Genomic DNA, 15,481 nt, shown 5'->3' with positions numbered 1-15,481 from the left:
CATTGCTCATTTCTATAAATTTCTTTTTTTGAAGGAATTTAAGTAGACAATCTTCATTCTTTTGGAAAACGTAGAGCCGTTCATCCTAGAGTAGTAGACGGAAAAGTCAGTACTTATATTTTATAGAAACACAGGAAGATATTTGCTAATCTAGTAATATAGTTCGTGCTGGAAGGAGTCGGAAAATGATGTTGAAGAAAGTCTTATCTTGCGCAATAGCAGGTGCAATTGTCGTTAGTTCGCCTGTTGCAGTCATAAAAGATTTTACGGTGTTAAAAGCAGAGGCATCAACAAATTTTTATGATGTTCCAACCAATCATGTAGGATATGATGAGATTGGATATTTAAGCTCAAAAGGGATTGTGACAGGATATAAAGGTCAAAGCGGCAGCTACTTTGCACCTCAAAAGACCGTCACGCGTGCACAAGCCGCTAAAATGATTTTGACAGCAATTGGTCAAAAAGAAGCAACGGTTACGACACAGCGCTTTTCAGATGTTTCAAAAAGTCATTGGGGTGCTGGATGGATTGAGCGTGCGGTTCAATTGGGTATCTTTTCAGGAAAACAAGATGGTACATTCGGTCCTGAGGACACGCTCAACCGTGCGCAAATGAGTAAAGTAATCGCACAAGCCTTTAAATTTGAAGGTGATGTAAGTCTAGGAGAACCATTCGATGATGTGTGGGTCAACCATGACTTCCGAGAACATGTCATTGCTTTATATTGGGAAGGAATTACAACAGGTACAAAACCGACTCATTATAGCCCGTGGACAAATGTGACACGTTCGCAAATGTCTATGTTTTTAGCGCGCGCAATGGATCCAAAATTCCGTGTAAAAGTGTCACAAGGTGAACCAGAAGAACCGACACCAACACCAACGCCAATTCAAACAACGACAGAAGCGGTTATTTTGACAAATGGGTTAAATGTTCGCTCCACGCCATCCACAACGGGTAGTGTGATTGGGTCATTGTCAAAAGGTGAACGAGTCGCCGTTCATTCTGTTGATAATTATTGGGTCAAAATTCAATATGGCAATCAAGTAGGCTACGTACATAAGCTTTATACGAAGCTTCGCAACACGTCAGGCACACCGGTAGCTAAACGTATCATCGTCATTGATCCTGGACATGGTGGAAAAGATCCGGGTGCTGTAAGTAGTGGCTCAACAGAAAAAGCGATTGTATTAGCTGTCTCTCAATCGTTAGAGAAAAAGCTCAAAGCAGCAGGTGCAATCGTATTGATGACTCGTGCGGGTGATACATATCCAACACTTGGCGATCGCGTTGAATTTGCGAAAAACAACTACGCAGATATGTTTGTGAGTATTCATGCTAACGCAGCGACTGCAAGTGCGAACGGTACAGAAACATTCTATGACACATCTTCAAACTTAAATGGTGAAGAAAGTAAGCTACTAGCAGCCGAAATTAATAAACAAATCGTTTCTTTATTAAACATGCGTGACCGTGGAATTAAAGATAACGGATTTTTCGTTATTAAAAACAACAATATGCCAAGCGTTCTTGTTGAACTTGGGTTCATTACAAATACAAGTGACCGTGAGAAAATGTTAACAAACAAAGACTTATTCGCAGAAGCTATTTACCGCGGTATCCTTGAATATTATAAAAAATAATCGCTGACTAATAATGATGCTCGTTACTTAATTGTGACGGGCATTTTGTTTATCATGCTAATCAAATAGTCCCTTTTCTAAATGGATGTATATTGTTCTTTTTACCACGTCACTTAAAAGGTAAAACGTCTATTTTCATATGAGGTAAAAAATTGATATAATCCATAAACAATGGTTTAATCATTGTTATAACAGTAGTATAATGAAAAAGTTGACGTTTCATAAGTTGAAGCGAATTGAACGTATTACGCAAAGAATAGGTGTGTCTCATGAACGTAGGCATAATTGGAAATTATGGGCATGATAATAATGGAGACGAAGCCATTTTATCAGGCATTTTATCGCAATTAACAGATGAGCTTTCTGTTAAAAAAGAGAATATTATCGTATTCAGTAACAACCCTGAGAACACAATGAATCGTTATGGTGTTCAAGCGGTACGGTTACTTCATAAAAAAGGAAGTTTTGCAACGTCTATTTTAGCGACTGTAAAAGAAAATTTTGCGACGATGAAGAAGCTTGATTTGCTTATTATCGGTGGTGGCGGCTTACTGATGGACATGTATAAGCGTGATGCACCTCTTTATAGCACCCTTGGTCTTTTAGGGCATTATGCTGGATGTAAGGTGGCGATTTATGGAGTAGGAGCAGGGCCTATTACGACAAAGCCAGGTACTTTCTTTATTAAGACACTATCATCGAAGGTGGATTCGATTTCTGTTCGCGACGAGCAGTCAAAAGCGCTATTAAAGTCAATTGGCGTCAAAAAAGACGTACAGGTAATTGGAGATCCTGCCTTTTTTGTCCGAGCAAATCGAAAGAAAGAAACCCAATTTGAGGTTCAAAAAGTGGCTGTTACAGCTGTTCCATACTTCAGTAAGCAATACTGGCCATCTTCTAACGAAGACGTCTATCAATCGTATATTCATGGCATGGCAAAGAACTTAGATGAATTGGTTAAGCAAAAAGGAGTAACGGTGACTTTCTTTTCAACAAAATATCCACAAGACATCGAAGTGACAAAAGATATTGCTCGTTTAATGGAGCATAAAGAGGCTGTTACAGTGTTAGAAGACAATTTATACCCAGAGAAGATTGTAGAGATTTGTGCCGAGCATGATGTAGTTATCGGCACGCGATTACACTCTCTTATTTTATCGGTTGTAGCGAAAACACCGATTGTGGGTATAGGATATCATCATAAAGTAAAAGATTTTATGAAAACCATTAATCAAATGGCGAATTTTGTAGAGATTGATAAGCTTCATCAAAACAATCAGCAATTTGTCTCACTCATCGAACAAATGAACAAAGAATGGGACAAGACAAATGAGACGTTTACGAACCTATCTTCTCAATTTAGACAAGAAGCCGCCAAAGGTCTTGAGCAGTTAACGAAATTAATGTAAGCATGGTGAAGAGGAATGAAGAAGATTAAGCTACTAGTACTCAGTAATATGTATCCAAGTAAAGAGGCGAAGACATTCGGTATTTTTGTGAAAAACCAAGTCGAAGCATTAAAACAAGCAGGAATCGATGTTGATGTCGTTGCAGTTAACAATCCAAATATGGGAAAAGCAAATGTCATCAAAAAATATAGTGCGTGGCTTCTTCAAACCTTTGCTAATGTCTTATCGAGAGGGAAGTCTTATGATGTGGTTCATGCACATTACGTCTTTCCAACAGGCTTGCTTGCTTTAGCTTATAAAAAGCTGTTTGGCAAACGAATGATTGTGACAGCACACGGTGGTGATATTGACCGAATGGCTCAAAAATCACCTCGTATTCGCCGCTTAACGACACAAATTTTACAAGAGGCGGACCATGTCATAGCGGTTGGACATGAGCTTCATCAAACCATTCATGAAGAGTTTGGTGTATCCAAAGAAAAGCTATCGATTATTAACATGGGCGTAAATCGACAAGTGTTTGCGCCAATGGATAAGCAAAAAGCTCGTCAAATCGTTACTCTTTCACAAGATGAAAAAATGATATTGTTTGTTGGGAACTTAATTCGACAAAAAGGATTAATAGAGCTTGTCGAAGCATACGAAAAAGTCAAAGAGCGTATGCCAGAAGCTTCCTTGTACTTAATCGGTGCAACAAAAGATGTTCATTTTCGAAAAGAGCTAGAAGAGATTATTCAAGCAAGAGGATTAAATGATGTACATATCATGGACGCGCTGTCACAAAAAGAGATTGCGACTTGGATGAATGCGGCTGACCTATTTGTTCTACCTTCGCATATCGAAGGGTTTGGTCTTGTTGCACTTGAAGCAATGAGTTGTCATACACCGGTTGTTGGGACACGTGTTGGTGGTTTACGCTATCTATTAGCAGATGATGCAGGCGTGCTTGTGGAACCGCAAAATCCTCACTCGTTAGCTGAAGGAATAATCAACGTGTTAGAAAATGAGTCATTTGTGGAACACTTGATAGAAAACGGTGAGAAACAAGCGCAGAAAAACGACCAAGAACAGTTAATACAACGAGTATTGGAAGTTTATTCTCCTCTTGGAGGGTAGAAACATGCAAAAGGATAAAAAGAAAAAGAAAAAAGTGTTGTTTATTGCCTCACTTGGTGGACATTTAACGCAATTATTGCAGTTGAAACCACTTTTTTCTGAATATGATTATCATATTGTGACAGAGAAATCGGTCATTACAGAAGCGCTGAAAAAAGAATATAACATGTCTTTTCTTGTATATGGAGCGCGCAATTATTTGTTCCGTTATCTGTTCAAATTTACATATAATACGATCAAATCTTTGTATTATTTTTTACGAGAAAGACCTGATGTTGTGATTACAACAGGTGCGCATACAGCTGTACCCATGTGTTATATCGCAAAGCTGTTTGGCAAAAAGGTTGTATTTATTGAGAGCTTTGCGAAAACAACGACGCCAACGATCTCAGGGAGAATGGTGTATCCTATTGCAGACTTGTTCATCGTTCAGTGGGAATCGATGAAGGTGCATTATCCAAAAGCTGTGCATGGAGGTTCGATCTATTGATTTTAGTTGTGTTAGGTACTCATGAACTACCATTTACTCGTTTGTTAAACGCAATTGATGAGCAGGTGGAGCGTGGCATCATTCGTGATGAGGTCATTGTACAAGTAGGTCACACACCTTTTGAATCGCAGAACATGAAGCTAGTGAAGTTCACAAGCTATGAGGAAATGGACCGCTTATACGATCAAGCTGCCTATATCATTACGCATGGTGGAACAGGCTCTATTACAACGGGTTTGAAGAAGGGTAAAAAGATGATTGCAGCGCCTCGTTTAGTCAAGTATGGAGAGCATAATGACAATCATCAGCTCGAGATTGTGAATCAGTTTGAAGCAACGGGTCATCTCATTGCGTGGCATGATGGAATTGACTTAAGTGAAGCCATTTCTAAAATGACAACATTTGAACCCGCTCCTTTTCAAAGCGGTAGAAAACAAATTATCTCCATTCTGAAGGATTTTATTGAAAAGAGTTAGTTGAAGGCGGTTTAGGCCGTCTTTTTTTATGTCATCATGTAAAAAAAGGGGTGAGAAAAGTGGCGAAGAAGTCCTTATTTGCCATCATTGGTGTGGTGACGGTCATCAACATTGTATCACGATTATTTGGGTTTATTCGTGAAGCAATCATTGGCTATCATTTTGGAACGTCATCTCTGGCAGATTCGGTTATTTTAGCTTATACGATTCCAACATTTCTTTATATGGTTGTCGGAGGAGCTATTACAACTGCATTCATTAGTATTTATAAAAAAATAGATTCACCTGAGCATCAACAGCAATTCAAAGAGCTCATTTTCACGTATACGGTTTTGGTTATGGGACTGCTATCTCTTATCTTTGTTTTGTTTGCTAAACAAATGACATCGCTGTTTTTTACAGGATTATCAATGAATGAAGTGAATGTAACGGCCATTCTCTTTGCAGTTATGGCACCTTCTACATTCTTTTTAGTGACATCCATGTGGTTATCTGGTGTGTTAAATGTACACGACCGCTTTTTTAGCCCAGCACTTGCAACATTGTTAAATAATGCGGGCTTTGTGCTATTAGCTGTTGCTTTGTATCCGTTCATTGGCATTCAAGCTTACAGCATTGGGGCACTTGTTGGAGCGATAGGGATGTTTATATGGCTTGTGTATGATTTACGTAAAAATCGATTAATGTCCTTTCGTTTTCGCTTCTACCTTAGTCAACATGACTATGTGAAACGGATGCTGAAAATCGGTATTCCCATTTTACTTGGAGGAGCGACGTTACAGTTTTATTTCTTGTTGCATCGAATGTTTGCTTCAGAGTTAACAGACGGACTGATCGCAGCGTTAAATTATGCCTCGAAGCTTGTTCAATTGCCACAAGTCATTTTAATGACTGCTGTGACAACCGTTATTTATCCAAAGCTTGCAGGGCAGGTAGCGAAAAAGCAATTTGATCAAGTCACAATCATGTATGAAAAGGGCTTACGCTTATTGTTTTTATTTATTGTTCCTGTTTCTATCTTTATTTATTTTTACGCGGAAGATACGGTACGACTTATTTTTGAATATGGCTCTTTTACAGCAGAATCTACTCTTGTAACTGCACAGCTATTAAAGTTATTTGTCATTGGCATGTTTGCGCATGCAGCTAATGTGTATGTGACACGGTTCTTTTATGCAATGGAGCATCCTTTTTATCCAGTTGTAAGCGGCATTGTGGCGGTTTTTGGATTGAACATCGTGTTCATTGTGTTATTTGTCGATTCTTTTGGAGCAAAAGCTATCGCCGCAGCGACAACAATTAGTGCGTATGCACAACTATTTTTTCTATTCATCATTAGTCAATTCGTGTTAAAATTAACAAGAAAAGGATTTTTATTTTTGACAAAATACGTTCTCTTATCGGTTCTTTTGACAGGAGCTATGTTCGTATTTGTCGAGATTGTACATAGTCCGATTACGATTGTTAATTTAGGAGTCGGGTTTTTCGGTTTTCTCATTCTTTTTCTTGGTTTAAGTAAATTATGTCGCATTTCTGAAATAGAAGTGGTCTTTGCTAAATTGGCACGAAAGTAGCGAAAGCTTGGGAGAGGGTAAGATGAAGGCAATGAAAAAATGGTTCATACTGAGTATTAGCTCACTTGTCTTGTTATCGGCTTGCAGTAAAGAGGTCGTTCAAAACGAAGCACAAGCAGAAGGAGCTGTAGAAGTAGCAAGTACAGAATGGGTCGATGATCAAGTGAAAACAGTCGACGAAAAAGCAACAAGCGTCAATGCAAAAGCAGATGAATTACAGCGTGAAGTTAACGCGTTATTAGCTGCAACGGATAAAACGCTTTTTAAAGATGTGGCGAAAGATCATTGGTCATACATACATATCAAGAGTTTGTATGAAAAAAACATTATTAAAGGGTTTGATGACCAGACATTTAGACCAGCACTGTCTATTTCACGTTATCAAGCAGCAAGTATGTTGATAAAGACATTCAATTTACCGCTATCAAATTCACCGTCTGTGTTTAAAGATGTATCCAACGATGATCCTCGTCGCGCTGAAATTATGACAGCTTATGAAGCAGGCTTTTTTAAAGGATCCGATGGTTATTTTAAGCCGGTAAACTCCATGCAACGCCACCATATGGCGCTTGTATTACAGCGAGCTTTTGAGCTAACGGATAACGGAACGACTTATACGCCATTTTCAGATGTATCACCGACAATGGAAGCCTATGAAGCGATTAAAGTGATCGCACAGCGCGGCATCGCAAAGGGTAGCGATGGGAAGTTTAACCCGTATACACCGACGAATCGTGAGCAATTTGCTGCGTTTATCGACCGTGCACTTCCTTACAAATAAAAAGGTTGAGTCAAGCAGGAACCAATCCTGCCAGACTCAACCTTTTTTAGTTTACTTTTTTAACCTCTGTTCCTGTATAATAATGCTTTAAAATCGCATCATATTTATAACCAGCTTCGGCCATGCCGTAAGCACCCCACTGGCTCATACCAGCTCCGTGGCCGTTTCCGCTACCAGTAAATGTAAAGCTAACAGGAGAGGATGGAACAAGGATACTGCTATCTTTTGTTTTTACCTTTACGTTTGCATCATTAACCGTTGTCACTGTTCCGTCTGCTTGTTGGATTTTGTATCCTACAAGATGGTCCGAGCGTTCAACTGTGCCATTTCCAGTCATAATGGCATTTGATGTGCTAGCTTTCACGCTAAAGCGACTACTAGGTAAGCTGCGTTCAACACCATTTTCAATTGTTCGGAAGAATTTACGATACGCATCTGGGTAGCGAACATCGGTGCCAAGAAGAGCTCTTTGTGATGTGGTCTTCGTCAGGCGATTGAAAATAACGGCATTCATTTCTTTTGTATTCCCACCAGTTGTTCGATTATTAATCTGTAACCCAATCACTAATTCAGAGCTCGATAGCTTTAAGCGATCAGCAAGCTGAGAGTGACTTAACGTTCGGTTCCAATTATAGTGAGTGTTCTTATCATGACGATCGTAAGGATCATCAACCGAGCGCATATAAGGAAGGGCTGTTCCACCCCATACATCTTCAGAGTTCTCAGTGCGACCTCCTGAGCTTGAATAAAAAAGGGTTTTAATTGGATTTCCTTTATAGGTTAAATACACGTCTTTTGTTCCTTCTACTGCTTCTGTTGTACGGTTATGTGCAGTAGGATCTTCTTTTCCTTTATACACTTGGCTTTGCTCGGTCATTTCAATGTAAGGCTTTCCTTTTAAGTCAACGTGCGCATAGCTTCTTGCGACGATGGCTTGTGCTTTTAACGCTTCAATTGGAAAGTAATTAGACATTTCATATGGAACAACGCCTTTTAAGTAATTTTGCATGTCTAACGTATTAATGACCAATAACGTAGATTCACTTGGCTTAATGGTAAGAGAACCGCGAACTGTCATCGTATTATTTGATACTTTTGCATTTGCATGCATGCCAGTAAGGGTCAATTCATTCGTGTCTTGCTGAACGGTTTCATGAAGCATGAACCCTTTCGTTGATGCAATGGCTTGTGTACCAACTGTTACAATAACCTGTCCAGATTTAGACTCTAGGCGTACAGATTTGTTTGTACCAAGGCTTACCGGTGCGTTCGTATCCAGGTTCATAAGCGTGTATTGACCATTCACTGCAGTTGTAAAAGTGGAATTCGTTAGTAAACGGACATTTACTTCATTTTCGTATGTAATGGGTGTTGCACCTGCCAATGAAAGGTGAGGAAAAACAAAGAAACAACTAATTGTTAAGCAAATCATCCATATTTTTTTCATCTTCATCACCTTATTGATTCACTTGCTTCTTTAGTTCTGCAACTTGAGCTTCAAGATTTTTTACTTTCGTTTCAAGATCCGTCACTTTTTTCGATAAAGGATTGAGTTTATTTGTTACCCATTCGACACTCGCTAACATCGTTTCGCTATTGGCTAACGTTTTAGGAACGGCAAAAGCGGATATAGAAATGATGGATACTAGTGCAATTACAGCGACTTTTCTTCTCATCTTCAACATGAAAATACCTCCTGATTGAGTTGGAAATGATAGATTTCTTCTATTTAGCATTATATCAAAAAATTGATAGAATTTGACTTATTTTTGAAGAAAAGCAGGAATTATGAATGATAAGTAGAAAAAGACAATAGTTTGAAAGAGTTAGGAGGTTTGAGAATAAATTTCTATTTAAGTCATAGAATCAATGTGTTATAATCCTCATTGTGAGTGAAAAAGGAAGATAACTTTTTAAAAAATTCAGAAAAAAATAAAATGTAATAGTATCCATTTGATTCATACAGTATGCATTGTGATATGTTTTGGTTAAGATAAACCTGAGGAGGGTCTATATGCTGTATTTGACCTTGTTTATTTGCTTTATTGCATCCATTTTACTGACGCCGCTTGTCAAAAAGCTTGCGTTTAAAATAGGTGCAACGGATAAGCCGAATCAACGAAAAGTTCATCAAAAAATTATGCCTCGTCTTGGAGGTTTAGCAATATTTATCAGTTTTCTAATTGGTTATTTCATTTTACAACCAGAAAGCCCATACGGATACGGATTACCAATTCTAATTGGAAGCTTTATCATCATTATTACGGGCGTATTAGACGACATGATGGAATTATCCGCTAAAGTCAAGCTCGGTGGTCAGCTAGCCGCTGCATTCATCGTAGTGATTTATGGTGGGATACAAGTTGAATTCATTAACTTGCCGTTTGGTGGTCAGCTTGAATTTGGTTACTTTAGTATTCCATTAACGATTTTGTGGATTGTTGGTATTACAAATGCCATTAATTTAATTGACGGTTTAGATGGACTTGCAGCAGGTGTTTCATCAATTGGCTTAATTACTATTTCAGGAATGGCCATTATGATGGGAGATGCATTTGTCGCAAGTATGGGCTTCATTATGCTAGGAAGTACACTAGGATTTTTAGTGTACAACTTTCATCCAGCAAAAATCTTTATGGGAGATACCGGGGCACTGTTTTTAGGCTATATGATTGCTGTGCTTTCATTGTTAGGCTTTAAAAACGTTACGCTGATTTCATTCATCGTACCGGTTATCATTTTAGGTGTACCGATTTCAGATACGTTCTTTGCAATTATTCGTCGTATTGTAAAGAAACAGCCATTATCTGCACCGGACAAGTCACATTTACACCACTGCTTATTGAGACTAGGATATAGCCATCGTCAAACGGTTTTAATTATTTATGGTATGAGTGCTATCTTTGGTCTAGCAGCAGTTATCTTCTCACAAGTAGAAACGATGTGGGGCTCATTCTTAGTCCTAGCGATTTTATTATTCGCGATTGAAATCATCGTTGAAAAAATTGGACTCGTTGATAAAACGTATCGCCCACTTCTAAACATGGTACGTGGGTTCCGTGTAAGTCGATAAACATCAAAACATCTCTTGCCTCTATCTCTTTCATCATGTGAATGGATAGAGCGACAAGAGGTGTTTTTTTCTTTCTTAAGCTGATGAACTAAAACTAAAAAGATCCCGTTACCTGTTCTGGAGGTAACGGGATCTTTTTTATTGCTCTTCTAGCTCACTAGGGTGTTCGTTATTTTTTAATTCAAGGTGTTCACGTAATGTTTCAGTGATGGTATCCACTGATTCATCATCTAGTTCATAATAGTATACACCGTCTTGGCGACTATCTTCACCTTCAAGGTTTAACGTTTGAACGTCAATGCTCGTTCCCTGTGTTCCATAATCATAGAAGGAAAGCATCTCTCCAAACGTTAAGTTGGTTTTCATATTGTCACCGACTGCTTCAATGAGGTTACCGTATTTCGTGACAGAACCAATCGAAGAAGCTTCTTTTACCATTGCTTGAATAATTTGCTGTTGACGTTTCCCACGTTCTACATCATTGTCGTATTTTCGTGTGCGTGCGACAGCTAATGCTTCTTCGCCATCTAATGTTTGAACGCCTTTTTCTAACACGATGCCGTTATGTTTATCTTTTGAATCTTTTTCTTTCATATTATAAGGAACATCAAACTCAATGCCACCTAATGCATCCACAATGTCAATAAAGGCTTTAAAGTTTAACTTTACGTAATAATCAACGGGTACATCAAACAAATGCTCGACAGTTTCAATTGTTGCTTTTGTTCCGCCATATGCATGAGCGTGGTTGATTTTACTTTCACGATCTCGTTCTGGAATATATACGTACGAATCACGAGGAATGCTGACAACCTTCACCGATTTATCTTTTTCGTTCAGAGTTGCAAGTAACAAAGCATCTGTACGGGCGGAATCTCCATAGTTTCGATTATCATTGTCATCAATCCCCATAAATAAAACGGAGATGTTATCTTTTTTTGGATCAATTTTACGATCACGCATCGGTGAAGCATTTCGATTTTCAACTTCCTCAAATGAGCTAGACACAACCGATTTTGCTTTAGCAAATAAGTATGAGCCATAGGCAGTTGCACTAAGTCCGACAATTAAAATAGGAAGTAAAATAAACAAAAATAGACGCTTGCGCCTCTTTCGTCTGTTCACCTTTTTTTGGAAACGTCTGTATTGCTGCATAAGGTTTCTCCTTTTTGACAGATTCAAGCTTAACGTAGTGTGGTTAGTATATGTAACTTCTGATGATGTATAAAAATCTCAGTCGGTTATTGTCTTTTCGTTCATCATTTATTTACTGATTTTCGCTATAAAAAGCGAGGATTCGAGTAATTGCGCTAAAATTCATTGTACCTTTTTTTAATGCTTTCGTAAATAATCAGTTCACGTCTTCCTCTAAATAAGTTAAGTCGCCTTTAGAGAGGTCACACTGACCATTTGTTAGCTCTGTCATCCATTCTGAAAAAGCAGCAACTTGGCCTTCCTCTACGTACACTTCAATGTCTACTTGGTCAAGGTAATGAATGTTTTTTACTTGATAAACAGAGTTGCGGAGCTCATTTTCAAGCTTTCCAAGCCATGTATAATCCACCTTCGTATGCATCACTTGCATCAATGTTCGTTTTACGACGCCAATTTCATTCAAGCCTTCTGAAACCGATTTGCCGTATGCACGAACCAAGCCGCCTCCACCAAGCTTAATTCCTCCAAAGTAGCGTGTAACCACAACCACTGTATCTTTCAATCCCCGCTTTTTCAACACTTCAAGCATTGGAACACCAGCCGTTCCACTTGGCTCTCCATCATCATTTGCTTTTTGAAATTGATCGCGCTCGCCAATTAGATAAGCCGAACAGTTATGTGTCGCATCCCAATTCTTCTTTTTAATATCTTGAATAAATGCTTGCGCTTCTTCCTCCGTTGTTGCACGCTGCGCATAGCAAATAAAACGTGATTTTTGAATCACAATTTCGTGTTCACCATATTGTTTTACTGTATTGTATTGAGGTAACAATTGAACAAACCTCCTAAGTTCGAATGAATTTGTTGATGTTTTTTTAAACAAGTTATGAAAGGACAATGTCAAAAATATTGTCGTTTTTTGTAAACAAATCACTATTTTCTTTATTATAAAGCTTCAACCCTTAGCCTTCAATGAATATTCCTTTATAAAAAGAGAGAAAAAGGAAGAATGAGTTAAAAAATGAAAAATGGGGCAAATGGACGGGTTGAATTTGGCTAGGATATTTATTAAGCTTGGCTAATAAGCGTATATTCCTGGAATAATAAAAAGAAATAGGTTTTATCCTCACAAATAAAAGGGGAAATACGAACTATATAAAGTGGATAGTAAGAGTTACGCTAGATTTACGGGCTTACTTTGAGGTGAAGTGATGTCGAAAAATAAGTTAACAAGTAAAGCGTTAGATGAAATTTTAGAAAAAATTATCTTGACTGTCGATACAAGCAAGGGTGAGATTTATCATTTAGCCGAAGATGCAAGACAAGAATATGATAAAATTCTTGAAGAGTTAGAAGTATTAAAGGTAAAAGTCATTGAAACGATTCAAGAAGCTGAACGCTTAGAAATGCATTCACGCTTAGCGCGTAAACGCCTTTCTGAAGTGAGTCGACACTTTAAGATTTATTCTGAGCCAGAAGTAAAAGATGCATATGAAAAAGCACATTCTCTACAAACAAAGCTACTGATGACGCAACAACAAGAGCTTCAACTTCGTAATCGACGAGATGAATTGGAACGAAGATTGCGTACGCTTGAAGAAACCATTCAGCGTGCCGATCACCTTGTTGGTCAAATTTCAGTCGTGTTGAATTATTTAAATAGTGACCTAAAACAAGTTGGTGAGATTGTCGAAGATGCGATTCAAAAAGAGTACTTTGGTTTTCGAATCATCGAAGCGCAAGAGGAAGAACGGAAACGTTTATCACGTGAAATTCATGATGGACCCGCACAAATGCTTGCCAATGTAATGATGCGTTCAGAATTAGTCGAACGTATTTATCGTGAGCGTAGTCCAGAGGAAGCGATGCAAGAAATTCGTGATTTACGAAAAATGGTTCGTTCTGCTCTATACGAAGTTCGTCGCATTATTTATGATTTGAGACCGATGGCATTAGATGACTTAGGATTAAATCCAACACTTCGAAAATATCTTGCGACAATTGAAGAATACAATGACGGAAATCCACGAATTACGTTTATTTCCATTGGACAGGAAAAGAGAATTCCGTCAAAATTAGAAGTAGCACTATTCCGTCTTGTGCAAGAGGCTGTGACCAATGCGTTAAAGCATGCAAAATCCACTGAAATTCAAGTAAAGATTGAATTTAATGAAAAGCATGCTATTCTGATAGTAAAGGATAATGGCCAAGGCTTTGATCCTGAGAAGAAAAAAGAAAACTCGTTTGGACTCATGGGAATGAAAGAACGAGTGGACTTACTTGATGGAACCATATCGGTCCATTCGAAAATTGGACAAGGAACCCTTGTCATTATACATGTACCAATTATACATGTTCCTGATACGAGATAGAGAGAAATGTAAAAGGGGTCAATATAGATTAACCACTTTGTTGTTTGATTTGGGGAGGCATAACAAATGAAAACAAGAATTGTTATTATTGATGACCACCAGTTGTTCCGTGAAGGTGTTAAACGTATTTTAGACTTTGAAAAGGATTTTGAAGTAGTTGCAGAAGGTGATGACGGAAGCGAAGCGTTAGGGCTTGTTGAACAGCATCATCCAGATGTTGTCATTATGGATATTAACATGCCGTCAGTAAATGGTGTAGAAGCAACAAAGCAACTTGTTGAGGCAAATCCAGAAACAAAGGTTATCATCTTATCGATTCATGATGATGAAACATACGTAACACATGCACTACAAACAGGAGCACGTGGTTACCTATTAAAAGAGATGGATGCAGATGCTTTAATTGAAGCGGTAAAAGTGGTGACAGAAGGCGGATCATATTTACATCCGAAAGTCACGCACAGCTTAGTAAAAGAATATCGCCGCCTAGCATCTCAAGGCCAATCTTCATCGTATCCGAATGAACCAATTGAAATTCGTCGCCCGCTTCATTTATTAACGCGTCGTGAGTGCGAAGTTCTTCAATTGTTAGCGGATGGGAAAAGTAACCGTGGCATTGGTGAAGCACTATATATTAGTGAGAAAACAGTTAAAAACCATGTAAGTAACATTCTTCAAAAAATGAACGTAAACGACCGTACACAAGCCGTTGTTGTGGCAATTAAGAACGGTTGGGTAGAAGTTCGCTAATTGAATGAAATAAAAAAGTGGGCCATGACTAAAACAGTCATGGCCCACTTTTTATCATTCTTACCGAGAAGACCCCCACCTCAAGGAACACAGTGAGTAGGTGGGGGATGAATCGGTTTTTTAAACTTTTTTTCATTTTGAGTGTTTTTTCTTTTGTAACTTTTTCGAAGGTTGTTATAAAATAGAAATAGGTAAAGAACACCAGTTCGCAAGGAGGTGAAGGCCAATGTTGGTGAAAAAAGCATATAAATTCAGACTCTATCCAAATCAAAAACAGGTGGAATTAATTCATAAAACCATCGGTTGCTCTCGTTTTGTGTACAATTATTTTGTTGGCAAGCAAAAAAACAAAGATGCTTATTGGTATATTGTTAACAAAATGGTACAGAATGGTCAACTTGTGTCGAACAATTGGAAAGGTGAATTTTTCAATAAAAACCAATCTATTAAGGCTGTTCGAGAATTAAAGAAGCACTATCCATTTTTAAAAGAAGTAGATAGTATCGCTCTCCAAAAATCAGTTGAAATTGTGAATGATGCCTATACACGTTATTACAAAAAACAAAATGGGGAACCTCGTTTTAAATCGAAAAAGAACCCTGTTCAATCGTACACAACGAAATGTGTAAACGGAAATATCCA

15 protein-coding genes are annotated in these 15,481 nt (G+C 38.2%); 11 read left to right on the top strand and 4 right to left on the bottom strand.

Features of this window, described 5'->3' with window-relative positions; translation table 11 throughout:
- The first annotated feature begins 188 nt into the window (after positions 1-188).
- The 7 genes from JOC83_RS13965 (at position 189) to JOC83_RS13935 (ending at position 7,489) form a co-directional block, all read left to right on the top strand.
- The gene (locus JOC83_RS13965) at positions 189-1,643 is read left to right on the top strand and encodes an N-acetylmuramoyl-L-alanine amidase (protein ID WP_205188004.1); all 1,455 of its coding nucleotides are present in this window, start codon (positions 189-191) and stop codon (positions 1,641-1,643) included.
- A gap of 269 nt (positions 1,644-1,912) precedes the next feature.
- A complete protein-coding gene (locus JOC83_RS13960) occupies positions 1,913-3,052 on the top strand; it encodes a polysaccharide pyruvyl transferase family protein (protein WP_205188003.1) in 1,140 nt (379 codons plus the stop codon).
- 15 nt (positions 3,053-3,067) lie between these two features.
- Positions 3,068-4,168: a glycosyltransferase gene (locus JOC83_RS13955; RefSeq protein ID WP_205188002.1), complete on the top strand. Its 1,101-nt coding sequence runs from the start codon at positions 3,068-3,070 to the stop codon at positions 4,166-4,168.
- A 4-nt stretch (positions 4,169-4,172) separates the two neighbouring features.
- Complete coding sequence (gene pssD, locus JOC83_RS13950) at positions 4,173-4,658, top strand: PssD/Cps14F family polysaccharide biosynthesis glycosyltransferase (protein ID WP_205188001.1); 486 nt, start codon at positions 4,173-4,175, stop codon at positions 4,656-4,658.
- A complete protein-coding gene (pssE, locus tag JOC83_RS13945) occupies positions 4,655-5,134 on the top strand; it encodes a PssE/Cps14G family polysaccharide biosynthesis glycosyltransferase (RefSeq protein ID WP_205188000.1) in 480 nt (159 codons plus the stop codon). The genes pssD and pssE overlap by 4 nt, the downstream gene beginning before the upstream one ends.
- Before the next feature lie 59 nt (positions 5,135-5,193).
- A complete protein-coding gene (gene murJ / locus JOC83_RS13940) occupies positions 5,194-6,708 on the top strand; it encodes a murein biosynthesis integral membrane protein MurJ (protein WP_205187999.1) in 1,515 nt (504 codons plus the stop codon).
- A 22-nt stretch (positions 6,709-6,730) separates the two neighbouring features.
- Positions 6,731-7,489, top strand: coding sequence for an S-layer homology domain-containing protein (locus tag JOC83_RS13935; RefSeq protein WP_205187998.1), 759 nt, complete (start codon positions 6,731-6,733; stop codon positions 7,487-7,489).
- Positions 7,490-7,535: 46 nt separating this feature from the next.
- On the opposite strand, the gene JOC83_RS13930 is transcribed toward JOC83_RS13935, so the two are convergent.
- Both JOC83_RS13930 and JOC83_RS13925 read right to left on the bottom strand, forming a co-directional pair.
- Positions 7,536-8,936, bottom strand: coding sequence for a SpoIID/LytB domain-containing protein (locus tag JOC83_RS13930; RefSeq protein ID WP_205187997.1), 1,401 nt, complete (start codon positions 8,934-8,936; stop codon positions 7,536-7,538).
- 10 nt (positions 8,937-8,946) lie between these two features.
- Positions 8,947-9,174, bottom strand: a complete 228-nt coding sequence (locus tag JOC83_RS13925) for a kinetochore protein SPC24 (RefSeq protein WP_239583545.1) — start codon at positions 9,172-9,174, stop codon at positions 8,947-8,949.
- A gap of 329 nt (positions 9,175-9,503) precedes the next feature.
- Here JOC83_RS13925 and JOC83_RS13920 point away from each other — a divergent pair, with 329 nt between their 5' ends.
- Positions 9,504-10,562, top strand: coding sequence for a glycosyltransferase family 4 protein (locus JOC83_RS13920; protein WP_205187996.1), 1,059 nt, complete (start codon positions 9,504-9,506; stop codon positions 10,560-10,562).
- A 138-nt stretch (positions 10,563-10,700) separates the two neighbouring features.
- Here JOC83_RS13920 and JOC83_RS13915 read toward each other — a convergent pair whose 3' ends face one another.
- The gene (locus JOC83_RS13915; protein WP_205187995.1) at positions 10,701-11,717 is read right to left on the bottom strand and encodes an LCP family protein; all 1,017 of its coding nucleotides are present in this window, start codon (positions 11,715-11,717) and stop codon (positions 10,701-10,703) included.
- 196 nt (positions 11,718-11,913) lie between these two features.
- Entirely contained in the window at positions 11,914-12,549 is a 636-nt protein-coding gene (locus JOC83_RS13910) for a YigZ family protein (RefSeq protein WP_205187994.1), read from the bottom strand.
- A gap of 379 nt (positions 12,550-12,928) precedes the next feature.
- Between JOC83_RS13910 and JOC83_RS13905 the strand changes: the two genes are divergently transcribed.
- The 3 genes from JOC83_RS13905 to JOC83_RS13895 all read left to right on the top strand — a co-directional run.
- Entirely contained in the window at positions 12,929-14,089 is a 1,161-nt protein-coding gene (locus tag JOC83_RS13905; protein WP_205187993.1) for a sensor histidine kinase, read from the top strand.
- 66 nt (positions 14,090-14,155) lie between these two features.
- Entirely contained in the window at positions 14,156-14,839 is a 684-nt protein-coding gene (locus JOC83_RS13900) for a response regulator (RefSeq protein WP_205187992.1), read from the top strand.
- Positions 14,840-15,065: 226 nt separating this feature from the next.
- On the top strand, positions 15,066-15,481 hold a 416-nt coding region (locus JOC83_RS13895; RefSeq protein WP_205187991.1), incomplete at its 3' end, for a helix-turn-helix domain-containing protein.

This window comes from Priestia iocasae (genome assembly GCF_016909075.1).
In the GTDB taxonomy this organism is placed as follows: domain Bacteria; phylum Bacillota; class Bacilli; order Bacillales; family Bacillaceae_H; genus Priestia; species Priestia iocasae.
The sequence above is the reverse complement of the archived record's forward strand: the minus strand, read 5'-3'. Positions and strand labels throughout refer to the sequence as shown.